Origin of the sequence: Flavivirga sp. 57AJ16 (assembly GCF_028736925.1) — a bacterium.
In the GTDB taxonomy this organism is placed as follows: domain Bacteria; phylum Bacteroidota; class Bacteroidia; order Flavobacteriales; family Flavobacteriaceae; genus Flavivirga.
Genome location: NZ_JAQZAT010000004.1, coordinates 102,919 through 120,938 on the forward strand (window position 1 = coordinate 102,919; position 18,020 = coordinate 120,938).

Consider the following 18,020-nt stretch of genomic DNA (forward strand, 5'->3'; position numbering starts at 1 on the left):
GCCTGTTGGCTACAAAAGCGAAAAACTGCTCAAACGGCAGATCACCAAGGAAAGGGCTACGCGTTTAGAGGGAAGCTTTGGTAATGAGAAACAATATTACCATCTCAAAAAGATCAAGGCCAAAACAAAGAAGAACGAAACACTCTGGATATTCTTCGGTATCCATACGGCTAACGCTCTGGAAATTGGAAGAAGAATACTTCAGCAGGGCATAAAAACAGTAGCTTAGCTTTAGCCTAATCAAAAGATTAAGGCCTGGTTATGCCCTGAGGTCACTGAAAATCAAAAATTCTCCCCAGAAATCCCAGAAAACACAAAATCCGAGAGTTGAAACCATTCAATCTCGGACTTTTTTAACTGATTTTTCAAAATCAATCTATTTTCTGAATACGCCAAAGTAGAAATAATAGGATTTGATTTCAATTAATCACAATCAGTACAGATATATATGCCTTTATGAAAAGAACCTGCATTCTGTATCTATTCTATACTCATTGTAAAAAAGAAAGTCTCCACATTTCTGTGAAGCCTCAAGTGTTTTTACAGCTTCAGAAACATCAGAAATACTTTCTATTTTTTTTAATAACCCTTCTTGATTTTCCTTAATAATTGCTTCAAAAGCGGCTTCATCTAATTTAAAGTACTCTTCTCTGTTTTTATTAAACTCCTCCTCTTTTTGAGCTTTATACGTATGATAATTGTTGAAGTTTGTATGATTACCACTAAAAACGGACGAAGTGCCAAATTCCTTTCCGTTTACCGTAAACTGCACTTGACTCCCTTTTGTTAAAAAAACATGAATATTTTGTTTGTTCATAGACATAGTAAACAAACCGTTATCGATATAAAGAGTGTCGGTAAAAACGCCGTTGTCTTTAACATTAATGGTTTTAGAAAAACCGCTATTAGATGTTATGGCTAACACACCATTAGTATTGTTAATTGTCCCCGATAATATTGCATAATCGACAGGTGCCTCTTTTTTACAAGACCAAAGGAATGTTATACATAACAAACAATATACTAGTTTTTTCATCTTAATTTAATTTTCAACTAATGTAATAGTGCTTCAAGTTTTTCATCCAACTTTTCTTGACGCAGGTCTTTAGCTATAATAGTTCCAGTGTTATCAACTAAAAAGTTTGCTGGAATACCTCTTACCCCATACATTTGAACAACGGGACTTTTATGAGCCAATAAATCGCCAACATTTATCCACGGTAAGTTTTCATTTTTACTAGCTTTTAACCATTTATCACGTTCGTGATCTAGTGTAAAAGATACAATTTCGAAACCATTCTTTTTGTATTTTTTATAAGCCTCTTTCATATGCGGTATTTCTGCTCTACAAGGCCCACACCAACTAGCCCAAAACTCTACCAATACATATTTATTTTCTTTTAAAACATTAGAAAGACTAAATTCTTTTCCTTCTAAATTTTTTGAAGCAAAATCTTTAATAGCATTCCCAACATCAACAGATTTGGTCATTTGACTGCTTTGACGTTTTGCAACATAGGCATTTTTAAGCAAGTACACCTCGGCATATTCTTTACCGAATTTTTTTTCAAAAACATCCAAATCCGCTTCCATTTCATCTTTATATCCAAGTTTACTAAATACTAATAACTGAGCTAAAGTGTCTTTTTCTTTATATATATTCATAAAAACATCTTGCTCATAATCGGAAACAACTTTACTTAATTCTCCGTATTTGCTCCTAATACTATCTACCTTAAAACTCTCTTGCGTAATAGTACTTGAAAACGCCCTCATATTCTTTACGGCTGTCATATAAGCTTCATCATGAAGATAACTATAAAACATTCTGTTGTATTTACCTCCTGAAATTACTGCCTTGTTTTTACTCTCATCAAAATTAAAATTGATTTTCCCTGGTTCTAAAACCAAATCTTGCTTATAAACAAAATCGCCATTGGGAGCGTAAAGCCCTAAAATAGCATTTCTAATTTCTGAGATGGTATCTTTAATAGTAAACTTCCCCTCTTTAATGGTAACTTTATCTAAAACTGTTTGCACTCTAGATACCGTAGTATCTAAAACCACAATATCTAAAGTGTGGTCATTATATTTTTCCCAATTGCTTCCAGAATAAGTAACAGACATATCTGGTGTTTTTTCTTGCTGGTTACATCCTACTAAAAGGAACATTAAACCGAGGATTGCAAATATGTTTTTCATTTTAATATGTATTTAATAAAACACCCTAGAAGTTGTTTTTCTAGGGTGCTTAGTTATTTTTTAATTATATCCAGGATTTTGTTGAATAGCTCCTTCGCTTAATTCTACTTCATTTAAAGGTATCGGAAAAATAAATTGATCAACATTGGTAACTAATGGCTTTAAAGCTGAAAGGTCTGCCAAAGTTAAATCGCCTTCAGTGATATAACGTACAAAGTCATACCAATCTTCTCCAGTTTCAAAATAAAGTTCTAATAATTTTTCGATACGAATCATGTCTAAAAAATCATCTAAATCTGCTGGGGATTTTGGACCTAAACCTACTCTATTCCTAATTTCATTTAACTTATCTACTGCCACACTAACATCTGCAATAGTGCCACCATTAGCTATAGCAACCCTAGCGCTAGCCTCTGCATAAATAAGCCATACTTCTGGTATTCTCATATGCATCCAAGCTGGTGGATTGGTATTGTCAAAGCTAAACTTAAATCCGTTAAGGTTAGCAAAACTAGAAGGTGAAGCAGTGGACAATCTTACAAAATCGCTTTCTCCAAAATGCAACCCGTTTAAGTAATTGCTCCCTGGTATAAAACCTTCGGTATATCCTCCACCAAAATTAATAGCGTTATCAAAATCGGTTGCCGAAGCAAATAGAGCATCGCTAGATTGGTACGCATCTATAAATATTTGCTTATAATCCGGTGCCAATGTAAGTCCCAACAATTCCGTTGCTAAAGTTGCAGCTTCATCATATCTCACCATAAACAACAACACTTTAGCCTTAAATGCTTTTGCTGCTTCTACGGATGCACGTGATGGGTCGCTAGCCATTTGAGGAATTCCGCTAGCAATGGCAGCATCTAAATCGGCCAATATATGATCATAAGTTTCCTGCACCGTATTTCTTGTTAATCCATCTGGATGGAAAGGGTCTATTGTAATACCAAATTCAGAATTCAAATCGTAAAATTGACCAAAAGTTCTTAATAAGTAAAAATGACTAATGGCTCTAATAAATTTTGCTTCACCAATAACGCTCTGCTTTTCTGTATCATTAAGCACACTATTTGGAATGTTATTGATTATTTCGTTAGCATTACCTACAGCTTTATATCCACCAGAATATATGTTGGTTAACGACGTATTGTTTGGTTGAATTGCATTAATGTTAGCCTCAGTCGCAAGTCCAAAAAGGAAAAACGCATTAGGTTGAGCAGAAACACTCATTCCTGAAACATTTGACGGCAATGGCAATAAAGTTCTTACCGAAGCATATGCACCCGTTACTGCCAATCTAATTAAATTGACATCTTGATAAACCTGATCGATAGGAATAACTCCGTTGGTTTCAACATCATCTAAACTGCCTACCGTTTCGCAAGAGTAAAATGTAAAGACTGATACAAATAACAGAATAATTGTTTTATATATATTTTTCATCTGATTTTTTTTTAAAATGAAACACTTAAACCTAAAGAGGTTGTTTTTGCAAGAGGGTATCCACCAAAGTCCCTATTAGAGTTATAGGTTTCAACAGTAATATTAGAACTATTAGCACTTTCTGGGTCTATTCCCATATAATCTGTCCAAGTAAACATATTTGTTGCATTAATAAATATGCTGGCTCTAGTTATTTTAAATTTCTCTAAAAAATTGGTTGGCACATTATACTTTAGTGAAATGTTTCTTAATCTAATAAAAGAAGCATCTTGTAAAGTAGCTGTTGTTAAACCCGTTAAATTACCAGAACTAGCAAGTCTCAGTTCTGGGAACATAGTATCTCCTTTTCCTGGCGACCAAGCATTTTCAACTTGTTGTTTGGTAAGGTTACGCCCTCCGTAACTTCCTTGAGATACGGCAGAACCAGCAGACCATTCTTTTTCCAAGCCATAACTAAATTGAAAATCAAATCCTAATTCAAAATCTTTTATTTTCACTACGTTATTCCAGCCACCATAATAATCTGGAATATGATCACCTATTACTGTTCTATCGTCAAGGTTTATAACTCCATCGTCAGTAATGTCTCTATATTTAAGATCTCCAATAGAAGGATTACCTTGTGTTGCATGGTTATCGATTTCCTCTTGTGTTTTAAAAATCCCATCAGCAATATAGCCAACAATCGATCCCATAGAAGCACCTTCTTCTAATCTAAAATCAAATCCAGAAAATATAGATCCATTCATTTTTTCAATGGTATTTTCTACAAAACTGATGTTAAATGCAGAGTTCCATTCAATGTCTTTAGTTTTTATAATCGTTCCATTTAACGATATTTCAAATCCTTTATTTAACACTTCACTATCTGAATTTCCATAAATATCACTATACCCAGAAGAAGGAAACGTAGGGTTAAACAGTAACATGTCGGTTGTGGTTCTATTAAAATAATTTACAGTTCCACTAAGCCAGTTATTAAACAAGGTAAAATCTAAACCTATGTTTAGCTCGTTTGTCGTTTCCCAACCCACAGTTTCATCGGCAATTGGAGAAAGAGCAATGGCTGGGAAATCGCCATATTGTGTTGGCGAACCTGTAATTGAAGGGCTATAATATCTTATGTTTGAAAAATCTGGCAGATTAGCTCTTCCGGTTGTTCCTATTGAGAAACGTACTTTTAAATCATCTACAAAACTCACATTTTCCATAAACGATTCGTTTGATATTCTCCATGAGGCGGCGGCGGCTGGAAAATAAGCCCATCGGTTGTCGGGTCCAAACTTAGAATAGCCATCGGTTCTTCCTGTAAAAGATACATAGTATTTCTTATCAAAATTATAATTAATTCTAGCAAAATAAGATTGTAATCTACTTTCTGTGAAATGTTCAAACACTCTTGACGTACTTTCACTTAAACCAGCAACATCAGAAAATGCTGCACTTGGCAAACCATTATAAGTTAAACCGTCAACCTCTATTCGTCTAAAATCGAAGGTGTTTCCTAACATCGCATTAATTTGATGATTATTAAACGATCTATCGAATGCTAATGTGTTTTCCCAAGTACTATTGGTTGTGAAAGAATTATTATCGGTTCGCTGATTCACATTATTTATACCGTAAAAACTTTTGACTTCACTGTTATTTACGGTAGCCGAAATAGTAGACTTAAGAGTAAAATATTTAAAAAGCGATAATTGTCCATAGGCATTAGCAGAAAAATTTTGCCCATTATTATTACCTTTTACTAAGTCTTGATTGGCAAGTAAATTGTATGATGGATCATCATTAATAAAAAATAGCTCGCCATTATCGTCTCTAACTGGAAGGTCTGGTCGTGTACTAAATACACCATCCATGGTTGATATACTACCTGTATTTGCTTTTGAAGATTGGTAACTTAAACCGCCTCCCACTTTTAAATTATCCCAAATGTTTGCATCATAATTACCTCTAATAGCATGATTTATATAATCTTCCCCAACAAAAATTGCTTCTTGATCGACTCGGTTAATTGAGAAGGAATAATTACTACTATTTCCTCCTCCACTAATATTAACACTAATATTCTTAGTTTGAGCTGCATTTCTGCTTATTTCGTCTTGCCAATCCACATTGCTATCGCCAAAGAAACTATCTATCACATCGCCAGTTGTAGGATCTACAATTGGTAAAGCTGCTGGATTATTTGGACTTATTCTATATGTTGCTCTTGCTGCTTCTACTAAAACATCTCTGTATTCGTTTGCATCTAACAAATCGAATTTGTTTACAGGGGTACTAAAAGATAAAGAAGAATTAAACGTTACCACTGGTTTTTGATTGCGTTTTCCTTTTTTTGTGGTAATTAAAATTACACCATTTGCTGCTCTTGACCCATAAATGGCAGTAGCTGCAGCATCTTTAAGTACATCTATGTTTTCAACATCAGATGGAACTATCATTTCTAAAGGATTGGTTCTTGCAACTCCACCTAATCCGTTGTTAAAATTTACTGGAAGATTGTCTTCTACAAGAAAAGGAATTCCATCAATAACGTATAATGGTTGATTGGCACCTCTAAATGAAGTTACACCTCTAATATTTACAATTGATAATGATCCTGGTTGACCAGAAGATTGGGTTACACTTACACCCGCTAACTTACCTCCTAAAAAGCCATCAATACTTGTACCCACAGGCAATACAACTTTATCAGCCTTTATTGAAGATATAGCACTGGTTATTTCACTTTTCTTTTTAGAGCCATAACCAACTAATACAACCTCGTCTAAGGTGCTTGTGCTTTCTTTTAATACAACATTTATTTCAGCTTGATTAGAATAAATTAATTCTTGAGTTGCATAACCTAAGTAATTAAAACTAACTTTATCGCCAGCATTAATTTTAATTGAATAGTTTCCTTCGATATCAGTAGATGTTCCTCGCTCGTCTGTGTTAATTAATACGTTAACTCCTGCTAGAGGCACCCCATTCTCGTCGGTAACTTTGCCGCTAACAGTTTGTTGGACTCGATTGATATTTTTGTTTTTCTCTCTAATAACAATACTGTTTTTGTTAGTTAAGTTGAATTTAAAATTGCCAACAGCTAGTGTTTTTTCTAAAAGTCTTTGTGTTTTAATAGTTCCTTTTTTAAGATTTACTTTTGGAAAATTTTTAAATAAGTCTGATAGATAAATAAATTTATAATCAGTTTGGGCACTAATAATTTTAAAAACTTCATCTACAGATAATGTTTTGTCAGAATCGATAGTGACTTTAGAGTTTTGTGATAAAACATTATTGGATGTAAAACTGAAAACAGTTATACATAATAAGAAAATGAATGCTCTCATAATGTTAATTAGAAGTCTTTTTCTAAAACCGAAAAGGACGTGGGTTAATTTAATTTCCATAAATTTGCATGTTATTAGTTAGTTAAACATTTAATTAATTAGTAATTAAAAAAAGGGGGATAAAGTTTATACTTTCGACCGTTTTAGCTTTACCCTCTTTCCTTTTTATTTAATAAGTATTGTATTATTATTTATCTCATAGGCTGATATAATATTAGTGTTATTTATAAGTATTAATATTTCTTCTATATTTTGGTTTTTACTTAATTCGCCAGTAAACTCAATTTTTTCAAGAGTTTTATCCATAAAAATCACCTCAACATCATACCATCTTGATAAAACTTTAGCAATTTTACTTAAAGATTTTCTTTCGAAAACAAAATCGCCATGTATCCAACTTATTTCTGCCAAAGCATTAATTGGGGTAACTATAATATCTTTATTGTTTATATTTAACACAGATTGTTGATTTGGACTTAAAGGTGTTTTGCTAACAGAATTATCTACACTAACAGCACCCTCAACTAAAGAGGTATAAATATTATCTTCATCTTGATAGGCTTTAATATTAAATTTTGTACCAAGTACTTCTATATTTTGAAAAGAATTTAATACTTTAAATTTTGCGCCATTATGAACTGTACTTGGAGATACTTCAAAATAAGCTTCACCGTAAATTAATTCTACCTCTCTTGCTTGTCCGTTAATAAAGTTAACAGGGTATTTAAGTTTAGTTTCAGAATTTAACCACACCTTAGTGCCATCAGATAATTCTACTTGATACTGTCCGCCTCTAGGAATAGTTAAATAATTATAGGTGATTTCTGGTTTCGGACTATTAGCAAGTTTGTAAATTAATTCTTCACCATTACTAGATAAGTGGTCTGAAATATAATTTTGCCCTTTTTCTAAAACCACCTCAGAGCCATCTTCTAAAGTAAGTGTAGCTTTATCTGTGCCTGTTTTAATGTTATTGTTTACTATTATTGGCTCAACCCCTTCTGAATTATCCTTATTAAAAATGAATGTAAAAGAAATTAATAGTACAATAGATGCTGCTACTGCGTATTTCCAATAATTAAACAACTTTCTAACTGGCTTTTCTTTTGTCTCTATAACACTATTAACCTTTTTATAGGCTGCATCTATATCACTTTTTAAAGTAGCCAAATTTAGATCGTAATAATCTCTAACAAAAGATTCGAGAACTTCTTGATTCTTTGGATTATTCAAGAGTATATGAAGTTCGTCAATTTCCTCTTCAGTTATGGTTTCAGTAAATAATTTGGTAATAAGCTTTTTCATTTTCTTACAAGCGGTGTTACATTAAGGGCGTTCTATTAAAATAGAATGGTGTCTATTTTTAATTATATATAAGTATTGCTTCAAAAAAACAAAAAACCCTTAGTTAAATTATTTATTTTTTTAATCTTTACAATCTGTAATTGTTATTATCACTTTCAGGTGAACATTCCAAATGGCTGAAATAGAAGTTATAAAAGCTATAAAAATAGGAGATCGCAAGGCGTTTAAATATATTTTTGAACAATATTATAATCGTTTAGTTGCTTATATAACTACCTACACTCACAATAAAATACTATCAGAAGATATTGTGCAACAAACATTTGTTGTACTTTGGGAAGACAGAGAAAAGATAAATATTAATAAATCATTTCAAGGATATATATATAAGATCGCATATCATAGATACATTGATAGTATAAAAAAAGAAAAAAGGAGAAGTCGGAAATTAAATGAACTATGGGAGCACGCTTTGTCAAATCGTATTATTGAAGACAAGGAAGTAACTGAAAAACGAATTATAAAGCTTACTAGCATAATTGAGAGACTTCCTCCTAAAAGCAAAGAAGTTATTATGCTAAATAAAGTTCACGGTGTTAAGTATAAAGATATTGCTATTAAAATGGGAATTTCGATTAAAACCGTTGAGTCACACATGCGTAGTGCTTTTAAAAAAATTCGTAAAGAATTTGAGAAAGACACAACTATCTTCATGCTCATTAGGAAGTTTTTCTCACCTATTTAGCTCGTGAAATATAAATATTAGGCTTTTTCAAAACCCAAATATAACCATCAAACAACACATATTTATATTGTTATTTACTAATGAATATAATTCTATCTAATAGCAAAAAACAATGTGCAAACACCAAATAACATTACCGTTATAAAAACCACAAACGCCCAATTTGGATATATTTTGTCATTTTTGATTTTGTTATCGAACCTGCTTTCAAAACGTTCAAAAGCATTGATAAGGTCTGCCATTTTTTCTGTTGTTTTTCAATAATAGACTTGTACTCTTTTAAATCTATTTTGATTTTTGTTTGGTTTAATTGATTATTGATTTTTTCCAGTTTTTCAACACTCTTATTAAAATCATTGATTTCATTAACTAGTCGCTCCTTATAAACTAAGCTTATAATTTTTGATAAAAAAGTATTGATTTATTCTATATAGCCACAAAATTGCATTTTCATGATCCGCTTTCAATCGTTTCATTAATTTCTTTAGATTCCATCCAGTACATTGATTTATGGAGAATCTTCTCCATGAAGGTAGTTTTGATTCATCCTAAAATCTGTTTTAAGGTATCCTATAACGGTTTCTATTGCTGCTCTTCTTCTAAATTTATGACGCTTAACTCGTTTCCTGTAAGCTGTATCTCGTTTTAATGGACGATAATCTGGTGTTGTTATTTTTGTTTGTCCTATTTGTTTTATGCCTTTTCCGCCTCTGTCATAAATGACTTCTTGTGGGATGTAATTTTGATTTGACAGACTTTGTTCTAGTAATGGTGCTATAGTCTTACTATCGTGTGGATTACCTGTAAAACTCTTGATGGCTGTAATGATCAATGTTTTGGGTGTAGCCATTAAACCTGTTTTACTTCCAAACTCATATGGTCTATGTGCTTTACCTTTTGATATACAGGCAGTGTAAGGTTTATGAATGCTGTAGATTTTGTTTTTGTCACTACGTTTTTGATTGAGTATGCGCTTGTAAAGGCTAAGGTCTGCTTGATAAATTGTGTGTTTGCTTGTTGGTAAGTTTCTTTCTAATTCACGAATTAAACGCCCTGCTATTGTTTTTAATTTTCGATCTGCTTTTAATGCTTTCTTCTTGCGTTTTACATGTTTACGATTATATGTATCTCTAAGCAACTGCTTAGATACTCTAACATAAGTTTGACGTTGATTTAGACCTTCTTTTTCTGCTATGGTGTTACATCTATCAATAATTTTCTTTGCCAATTTTGCATCTGTAGGAAAGCTGGTATTGTTTTCTGCTACTGTGGTGTCCGATAAGGTTTGTTTTTCTCTGGCTGCTTTTCCATGAAGCAAAACCGAATAACTGAATATTTTTTCTACTCCTGCTTTGCCTATACGTTTTCTAAAATGAACAAAATCGCTAGGATCACAGGGAAAGTTATGTTCAAAATGGGACATACCGCAAAAGTATTGCATATAAGGATCTCGAACCCAAGCCTCACAAAGCGTCTCATCTCCTAAATTATAAAGACGCTTTAGCATTAAGCCTCCTGTCATTAAACGAATTGGCATTGAGGGTTTGCCTGTGTGAGAATAAGACTTTGAGAATTCTTGTTCAAAGTGAGTCCAATCTATTTTGTCTGCTAAAAGAACCAGCTCATGGCTTAAGTCGATAAAGTCTTTTAACAATGGTCGAAACAAATCGCCTTGGTTTTGATTTGAGGATTTTCCTATCTTTTATTGCAAGGTTTTAAATGCAAAATAAGGCTTTCCTTGCAATTTTCACCCTTCTATATTCAACTTTTTTAGGGGTAAATCATTATAAACCCTTTCGTTAAATTGTTTTTAAGGATCGACTAACTAATAATGCTGTTAACTCTTCTAATTTCGTCATAATCTCTTAATTTAATATCCAATTCCTTTTTGAATTGCTTTTTTAATAATGAATTTGGTTATTTTTAAAGCTAAGCTTGGTGTCAGGTCAATTACCTTACCAGCTAGTTTGATACTTACATTGTTTTCTTTCAATATGCTTGTTCCATTTATTCCTGACATCTGTTTCCCAATATTACCTATAGACATATTTCGATGCACCTCACTGCCTTTTAGGTTATGTCCATCGAACTCAAATCGAAAACCTTGTGGTTTATTTTGGTTGTTTATTGTTGGAATAACTTTTACACCATTAGTTTCCATCACTTTTAAATAAGCATCAAAAGATTTTGGTTTAAACTGTTTCATGGTTAAGTCATGCCTGCGTTTGATTTCTGTTCGTATTTCCCTTAAGTTAAATTCCTTTTCAAATTGCACTTGCTTTACAGTAGTTAATCCCATGTGTTCTGCTACTTTTTCTACTGCTAACTGACTGCGTTTTCCAATAAAACTATCATTATAAACCACACCTTTAAAATCAATACGATTAACATATAAATGAATGTGTTTATGGTCTTTGTCTTGATTTACAAATGCAATGGTTTGTCGTTCTCCAAGCTTCATCTCATGGATAAAACGTTTAGTTATGGCTTGCAGCTCGTTTTTATCTAATCGCTTGCCATCTTCTATCGTTGGGCTAATTACAAATGATAAGGTGTTTTTTGGGCAATGATAATTTTGATCCTGGAGCATTTTAAATTCTTTAGTGATTTCATTAGGTGAATTGCCGTGTAAAAATTCCTTGTGTACAATTTCAGCATCTTTTTCCTGATTCCATCCGTAGGACATCGAAGCTCTGGTATGTGATATGCTTTTGCCTTTTCCAATCATTCTTGAAATTTTTTAAGATGCGCTTTGATTTCATTGGCTAACTCATAGACTGTTTCAGTGAGTTTAGGATTTCGCTTTTTGTACATATAACCAATGGATTTAAAATTGTTGCGGTATTTAATAAGCATTTTATAAAGTTCGATATGTTCTTCAGAAAAACGCTCTGTGATGGTTTGTTCAAATACGGTTCGTCTGATGTATTCACTCAAAATCAATCTGCTGCTTTTTGCTTTAATTTTCAAAAGTTTCTTTTCATAAATTGAGCATCGAAACTTAACGAGGTCACTCTTCCCCTTAAACACTATTTTTTCTTTGCGACCAAGGGGAGCAAACAAGAATGTGTCCACAGACACTCATCTTGAATTCCTACTCAAGACCATTTTCGTTTCAGATGAAGTCTGTTCCAAATCCAATTCAACACTATCCGAATGATTTAGTATATCGGTAGGAATCTTTACATACTGCTCCTTTTTATCATTTGGGTGAAAATCAAACTTCTTTTCTGTTTTCATGTCTCAATAAATCGTTTAAATCTTTATAATTCTTATAGCTTATTCTTTTGTTAATTACATGTTTGTACTTACAAATTAAATATTGAGTTGCCTTTCCTTTTGTCTAGCGGAATCATTATCTAAATACAAATGAACTAAGGTGTATTTGGAAATGTATTTTTCAATATTATTTATAAAACTGATAGAGTTAAAATCACTGGTATTCCGGGGACTATGAGACAAAAGTGAAGATACAAGAATTGGTATTTCCTGATGGTTTAGTCCTAAACCCTGAAAAAAGGCAATATCTAACCAAAAAAGTAAATCGATTATTTGAGCTTATTTCAAGTATATCAAGGGACTCAAGAGAAGAAGAAAAGAAAAAAGTCAGCATTTCTGCTGACTTGTCCTGTCTAGTAGCGGGAACTGGACTCGAACCAGTGACCTTCGGGTTATGAGCCCGACGAGCTACCTACTGCTCTATCCCGCGATATTGGACTGCAAATATACAATCCTTTTTAACTTTAACAAGCATAAAATTAAAAAAATTATTGCTCAATGTTATTTGCCTGAAAATCTATTAATTCTGAATTTAAAAATTGAACGGATACTAGAATGGGGTGACAGCATACCTCACAATCTTCAATATAGGACTGCTTAGAAATAGAATTATCAATCAACATAGAAATTCTTTCCCAACAATATGGGCATGTAAAAAATTGTTCTACCATAAATAAAAAACTAAAAAAAGCCAACACTATTGTGTTGGCTCATTTAAGATAAAAATTTATTAAGTGTAATTATTCTTTTTCAAGATCCATAGTTGCTGTAGAGTTTTGCATCTCTAAATGCATTAAATTAGGTGGGTTGTTACCAGACACACTAATATATTCTTCATTTAAATTATTATCACTTACCATCATGGTGTTTAACTTAGTTAAGTTCATTAACTCCATGGGTAAATCGCCTGTAAATTGGTTTGTAGACAATAATAACTCTTCTAAGTTTTTTAATTGTGCTATTTCAACAGGAATCTCGCCATCCATTTTGTTATCCATAAGGCTTAACTTTTCTAGTTTCGACAAAGCATATATCTCTTTTGGAATGTTACCTGTTAAATAGTTACTGCCTAATAAAAGTTCTTTTAAATTAGTTAAGTTCATTAATGAACTAGGAATATTACCAACAAATTTATTACTATAAAGTTTTAAAGTCTCAAGTTTTTTTAATTCACCCAATTCTGAAGGAATCTCTCCTTCAAATTTATTCATAAACAACTCTAAAGATGTTAATTCTTTTAAATTCTTTAAGGTCAATGGTAATTTTCCCGTTAATTTATTAAAACCTAAATTGATCTTCTTTACATGTGCTAAGTTCCCTATTTCTTGCGGCAACTCGCCTTGAAGGTTATTAAATTGTAAGTTAATCTCAACGACCTTATTGTTTTCGACTTTAATTCCATACCATGTATCAATAGCATTATTTAAATCCCAAGTAGCATTCCACTCAGGGCCTTTCGTAGCATTATATAAAGCAATTAGTGCATCTTTTTCGGCAGAAGAAATATTAGCAAATGAATAAGCTGTTACAAAAAAGCATATAGCTAAAAGTTTTAAAGTCTTCATTGTTATATAAATTAAGGCATTAATCCACTAACGAAAATAGGGGATATATCGACGAAAAACTATTTTATTCGATGAAATGCATTAAATTTTAACAAATACTACTCGAGGAACTGCTCAATTTCCAGCTGAATGCCCTCCCACTTCTCCATAGAGTCTTGTAAGTCTGTTTTCATTTTTTGATAATTATCAAAAAAATTCGGCTTTGAGGTCACTGCTTCGTAATTAGTTTCAAGCTCTAAGTCAATAGCTTTTATATCACGCTCTAACTGATTGATTTGAGCTTCAACATTACTCAATCTATTATTCAAAGATTTTAACTTTTTCTGATCTTCGTATGATTGGTGATTCTTTTCTTTGGGCACATCCTTTTCGACGGTTCGCTTCTCGACCTCGCGAAGACTTATAACTTTGCGTTGTTCCAGGTAATAATCTATATCACCTAAATACTCTTTTATTTTATGATCCTTAAACTCGTACACCAAGTTGGTTAAGCCTTGAAGAAAATCCCTGTCATGGGACACCAAAATTAAAGTCCCTTCAAATCGCTTTAAAGCCTCCTTTAACACGTTTTTGGATTTTATGTCTAAGTGATTTGTAGGCTCATCCATTATTAAAACATTGAATGGCTGTAACATTAATTTTGCCAAAGCCAAACGGTTTCTTTCCCCTCCGGAAAGCACCCGCACATATTTTTCAACCTCATCACCACGAAATAAAAAGGACCCTAAAATATCACGCACCTTGCTTCTATTGGTTTCGTTGGCGGCATCGATCATCGTATCTAAAACCGTCTTACTGCCATTTAAATACTCTGCTTGGTTTTGAGCAAAATATCCTATTTGCACATTGTGTCCCAATTTTAAATGTCCATTGTGCTTTATATCCCCAACTATGATCTTAGCTAAGGTAGATTTCCCTTGTCCATTTTGCCCAACAAATGCCGTTTTACTATCACGTTCTATAAACAAATCTATATTTTTTAAAACTTGATTATCCCCATAGTTTTTTGAGATACTTTCGGCTTCCACTACGATCTTTCCAGGTGTTATAGACACTGGAAAATTAAGCGTCATCACACTATTATCATCGGCGTCAACTTCAATTCTATCAATTCTATCAAGCTTTTTAATAAGCGATTGTGCCATGGTTGCTTTTGATGCTTTAGCACGAAACTTCTCTATGAGCTTTTCTGTTTGTTCAATATGTTTTTGCTGATTTTTCTGAGATGCTAATTGTTGCGCTCTTAATTCCTCTCTTAGTACTAAATACTTGGTATATGGCTTCGGGTAATCGTAAATTCTACCTAAAGAAATCTCAATGGTTCTATTGGTAACATTATCCAAAAACATTTTATCATGAGATACAATAACCACCGCTCCCGGATAATTTTTTAAAAAGTTTTCTAACCAAATGATGGATTCTATATCTAAATGGTTAGTAGGCTCATCCAATAAAAGAATATCATTATTTTGAAGAAGTAATTTAGCCAGTTCTATTCGCATACGCCAGCCACCAGAAAAGGTATCGGTTAACTTATTAAAATCTGATCGCTTAAACCCTAGCCCCTGGAGAATTTTTTCGGTATCTCCCTGATAATTATAACCACCTAAAATTTCATATTGATGTTGAAGTTCATTAATGTCGATCATCAATTGATTATAGCCTTCACTTTCGTAATCGGTACGTTCTGCCAGTTGGGTATTGATCCCATCCATTTTAGCTTCCAGCTCTTTAATCTCGATAAAAGCTTCGTAAGCCTCCTCTAACACGGTTCTCCCTAAAACAAAGTCAATGTCTTGTTTTAAAAACCCGATTTTCAGCTCTTTATCAGCAGCAATTTGCCCGGTATCGGGTGACATCTCCTTTGATAAAATTTTAAGCATCGTAGATTTACCTGCTCCATTTTTCCCAATAAGACCTACTCTATCCCCATTACCCAGTTTAAATGTAATATCTTCAAACAGGTATTCACCTTGAAATGAAATCGATAAATTATGAATGTTCATCATAGAAATGTAACTTATTTTATAGCGTTTTAATTATTAAAACTTATTTTTGCCCTAGATTTCCGATTTAATCATTAATCTCTATTTTAAGACCATTTTAATAGAGATCTCGATTTATAACCGAGAAGTTATTTTTCTATTGCGCTTGCAAAAATACATTAAATTATATGTTTAAAAAAGGGACAAAATTATATAGCATTCTAACAGGTACTTGTCCAAAGTGCCACGAGGAATCCATGTTTAAAAATAAGAACCCCTATATACTTTCCCAGGCTTTAAGTATGCACGAACACTGTAGCCATTGTAAAACAAAATATAAGATAGAGCCTTCTTTTTTTTACGGTTCTATGTATGTAAGTTATCCCGTTGGTATCGCATTTGCCACAGCTGCTTTTGTTATTTCATTTTTTGTTTTTAAAGCAAGCATACATATTGTATTTATATCAATTATTGCCACTCTTATTGTGTGCATGCCTATTATTTTAAGGCTTTCAAGAAATATTTGGATTAACTTTTTTATGAGTTACGATAAATCGCTCGTTAAAAAGTAAATTTACCCTACCTTTTAATTTCATGATAGCTTTAAATAGATGCCTGTTTTCGAAAGAGGTACTCTTTTTCTCCTATGTAAAAAATCCCTGTGTTTTATTTGGGGCATTTTAAATAAGAACCGGTCTAAAAAGAAAAACGATTGATATCAATTTCCTTTTCTAAGGGCGTGTTGTTTTCAATAAAATTATAAAGCTGCTTGGCGACATAAGGTCCAATCATAACCCCTCGTGTTCCTAAGCCATTAAGCACAAAAAGGTTTTTATATTTTTGATGGCTTCCAACTAATGGACGTCTATCTTTAACGGTAGGGCGAATTCCCGCAACCTGATCCTCGACCTTAAATGAACAACTAATAAGCTTTTTAAGCTTATTTAAGAGGTCTTCTTTGGCTTTTTTAGTAATATCATTACTTAAGTCTTTCCATTCATAAGTAGCGCCTACAATATATAAATCGTTATCCAGCGGAATCAAAAAAACACCTGCTTTTAAAACATAGTTTATTTTTAAATCTGGTGCGTATATAGTTACCAACTCTCCTTTTGCCGGTACTAGCGGCAAATAATTGAAATAAGGGTTTTTTACAAGACCATACCCTTCAGAAAACACCGTATGGGATGCTGTTATATTTTGGTACTGAACCGTCTTGCTTTCTATTTTAAGCGCATCGTAACTAAAAGCTTCCTCAAACAATAAGTTATGCTTCAACAAATCTGCTTTGTAAGCTTCAATCATTGTTTTTACGTCTATTCTTCCAGTACCTAAAACTTTACCAAATCCAAAATTTGCTTCAATGGCCCTGTTTTTATTTTTAATGATTGTTTCCGAAAGATATTCTGAAAGTATGGGCTTATCTGAAGCGGCAAACCAATCATTTTGTTCTTCAAGCGATGCAAACTTACGGTAAACAGGAATTTTATAATCTAATTTTGCCTGTAGCTTTTTTTCTAAATGGGCATAAAGCGGTAATGCTATTTCTAATTGTTCTTTACTTTTCCAAACAGAGGTAAAGCGTTTTAATACCACTGGGTTATATAAACCTCCTGCCACAGTAGAGGATTGTTGTGACGCATTATCAAACACTACAAATGTTTTATTATGGGCTTTTAATTGCTCGCAAAAACTAATGCCTGCCAGCCCAATTCCTATGATTATATAATCTACTTTCATAACGTCGCGAAGATAACCAGTGTCCAGTCGGAAACATAGCAAAATTAAAAAAGATTCTTTTTACAATCTCTGCATTAAAATCTATCAATTTAAAATAGATTTTGACTTTAGCCTGTCTTGAGCAAAGCCAAAAGGCTCCACCTAGTATTAATACATTCATTTTCAAATAAATAAAATCGTTGTTTGATCGACTTAGGTTAATTAGGAAATGGTGACTTGTGATATAGTTAAATCATTATAAAAAGTCATTTTTATTTACAGTCCAGACCTGTCAGGTTTTAAAACCTGACAGGTCTAAAGCAGAAAAACAACTGATAAGACCATATTGTTTCTGATTTAAAAAATATCCTCGGGACAAGCCGAGGTATTCAATGAAAAAATACCCTTAAGTTTCTCGAAGCTAGGACAGGGGCATTAA

The 18,020-nt window shown here is 32.8% G+C and carries 16 protein-coding genes, 1 tRNA gene and 1 pseudogene; 2 read left to right on the plus strand and 16 right to left on the minus strand.

The features are described 5' to 3' along the window. Positions 1-454 precede the first annotated feature (454 nt). From PQO00_RS05700 to PQO00_RS05720, 5 genes are all read right to left on the minus strand, one after another. Positions 455-1,036 carry a hypothetical protein gene (locus PQO00_RS05700; RefSeq protein WP_274183867.1) on the minus strand — a complete coding sequence of 194 codons (582 nt, stop codon included), beginning with the start codon at positions 1,034-1,036 and terminating at the stop codon, positions 455-457. Positions 1,037-1,053: 17 nt separating this feature from the next. Continuing rightward, positions 1,054-2,202, minus strand: a complete 1,149-nt coding sequence (locus PQO00_RS05705; protein ID WP_274183868.1) for a TlpA disulfide reductase family protein — start codon at positions 2,200-2,202, stop codon at positions 1,054-1,056. Between the two features lie 60 nt (positions 2,203-2,262). Further along, complete coding sequence (locus PQO00_RS05710; protein WP_274183869.1) at positions 2,263-3,645, minus strand: RagB/SusD family nutrient uptake outer membrane protein; 1,383 nt, start codon at positions 3,643-3,645, stop codon at positions 2,263-2,265. A gap of 11 nt (positions 3,646-3,656) precedes the next feature. Further along, entirely contained in the window at positions 3,657-6,983 is a 3,327-nt protein-coding gene (locus PQO00_RS05715; protein ID WP_274183870.1) for a TonB-dependent receptor, read from the minus strand. Positions 6,984-7,148: 165 nt separating this feature from the next. Beyond that, entirely contained in the window at positions 7,149-8,288 is a 1,140-nt protein-coding gene (locus tag PQO00_RS05720) for a FecR family protein (RefSeq protein WP_274183871.1), read from the minus strand. 172 nt (positions 8,289-8,460) lie between these two features. Between PQO00_RS05720 and PQO00_RS05725 the strand changes: the two genes are divergently transcribed. After that, positions 8,461-9,033, plus strand: coding sequence for an RNA polymerase sigma factor (locus tag PQO00_RS05725; protein ID WP_274183872.1), 573 nt, complete (start codon positions 8,461-8,463; stop codon positions 9,031-9,033). 92 nt (positions 9,034-9,125) lie between these two features. Here the strand turns inward: PQO00_RS05725 and PQO00_RS05730 are convergent, their stop codons facing one another. The 10 genes and pseudogenes from PQO00_RS05730 to PQO00_RS05770 form a co-directional block, all read right to left on the minus strand. Next, the gene (locus tag PQO00_RS05730; protein ID WP_274183873.1) at positions 9,126-9,275 is read right to left on the minus strand and encodes a hypothetical protein; all 150 of its coding nucleotides are present in this window, start codon (positions 9,273-9,275) and stop codon (positions 9,126-9,128) included. Between the two features lie 53 nt (positions 9,276-9,328). After that, positions 9,329-9,454: pseudogene (locus PQO00_RS20380) on the minus strand (DUF6730 family protein); the annotation flags it as partial. Positions 9,455-9,541: 87 nt separating this feature from the next. Continuing rightward, positions 9,542-10,699, minus strand: a complete 1,158-nt coding sequence (locus PQO00_RS05735; protein ID WP_274183874.1) for an IS5 family transposase — start codon at positions 10,697-10,699, stop codon at positions 9,542-9,544. A gap of 204 nt (positions 10,700-10,903) precedes the next feature. Further along, on the minus strand, positions 10,904-11,761 hold the full coding sequence (locus PQO00_RS05740; protein WP_274183875.1) for a relaxase/mobilization nuclease domain-containing protein: 858 nt from the start codon (positions 11,759-11,761) through the stop codon (positions 10,904-10,906). After that, entirely contained in the window at positions 11,758-12,108 is a 351-nt protein-coding gene (mbpA, locus tag PQO00_RS05745; RefSeq protein WP_274183876.1) for a mobilization protein MbpA, read from the minus strand. The genes PQO00_RS05740 and mbpA overlap by 4 nt, the downstream gene beginning before the upstream one ends. 6 nt (positions 12,109-12,114) lie before the next feature. After that, positions 12,115-12,273, minus strand: coding sequence for a hypothetical protein (locus tag PQO00_RS05750; protein ID WP_274183877.1), 159 nt, complete (start codon positions 12,271-12,273; stop codon positions 12,115-12,117). A 396-nt stretch (positions 12,274-12,669) separates the two neighbouring features. Then, positions 12,670-12,742, minus strand: a tRNA-Met gene (locus PQO00_RS05755). Between the two features lie 58 nt (positions 12,743-12,800). Then, on the minus strand, positions 12,801-12,983 hold the full coding sequence (locus tag PQO00_RS05760) for a CPXCG motif-containing cysteine-rich protein (RefSeq protein ID WP_274183878.1): 183 nt from the start codon (positions 12,981-12,983) through the stop codon (positions 12,801-12,803). Between the two features lie 69 nt (positions 12,984-13,052). Continuing rightward, positions 13,053-13,877 (minus strand): Two component regulator three Y domain protein, encoded by an 825-nt coding sequence (locus tag PQO00_RS05765; RefSeq protein WP_274183879.1) that lies wholly within the window; start codon positions 13,875-13,877, stop codon positions 13,053-13,055. Between the two features lie 98 nt (positions 13,878-13,975). Beyond that, positions 13,976-15,886, minus strand: a complete 1,911-nt coding sequence (locus PQO00_RS05770) for an ABC-F family ATP-binding cassette domain-containing protein (protein ID WP_274183880.1) — start codon at positions 15,884-15,886, stop codon at positions 13,976-13,978. 164 nt (positions 15,887-16,050) lie between these two features. On the opposite strand from PQO00_RS05770, the gene PQO00_RS05775 reads away from it, so the two are divergent. Further along, positions 16,051-16,434 (plus strand): DUF983 domain-containing protein, encoded by a 384-nt coding sequence (locus tag PQO00_RS05775; protein WP_274183881.1) that lies wholly within the window; start codon positions 16,051-16,053, stop codon positions 16,432-16,434. A gap of 124 nt (positions 16,435-16,558) precedes the next feature. Here PQO00_RS05775 and PQO00_RS05780 read toward each other — a convergent pair whose 3' ends face one another. After that, entirely contained in the window at positions 16,559-17,602 is a 1,044-nt protein-coding gene (locus PQO00_RS05780) for an FAD-binding oxidoreductase (protein WP_274183882.1), read from the minus strand. Between the last annotated feature and the right edge of the window lie 418 nt (positions 17,603-18,020).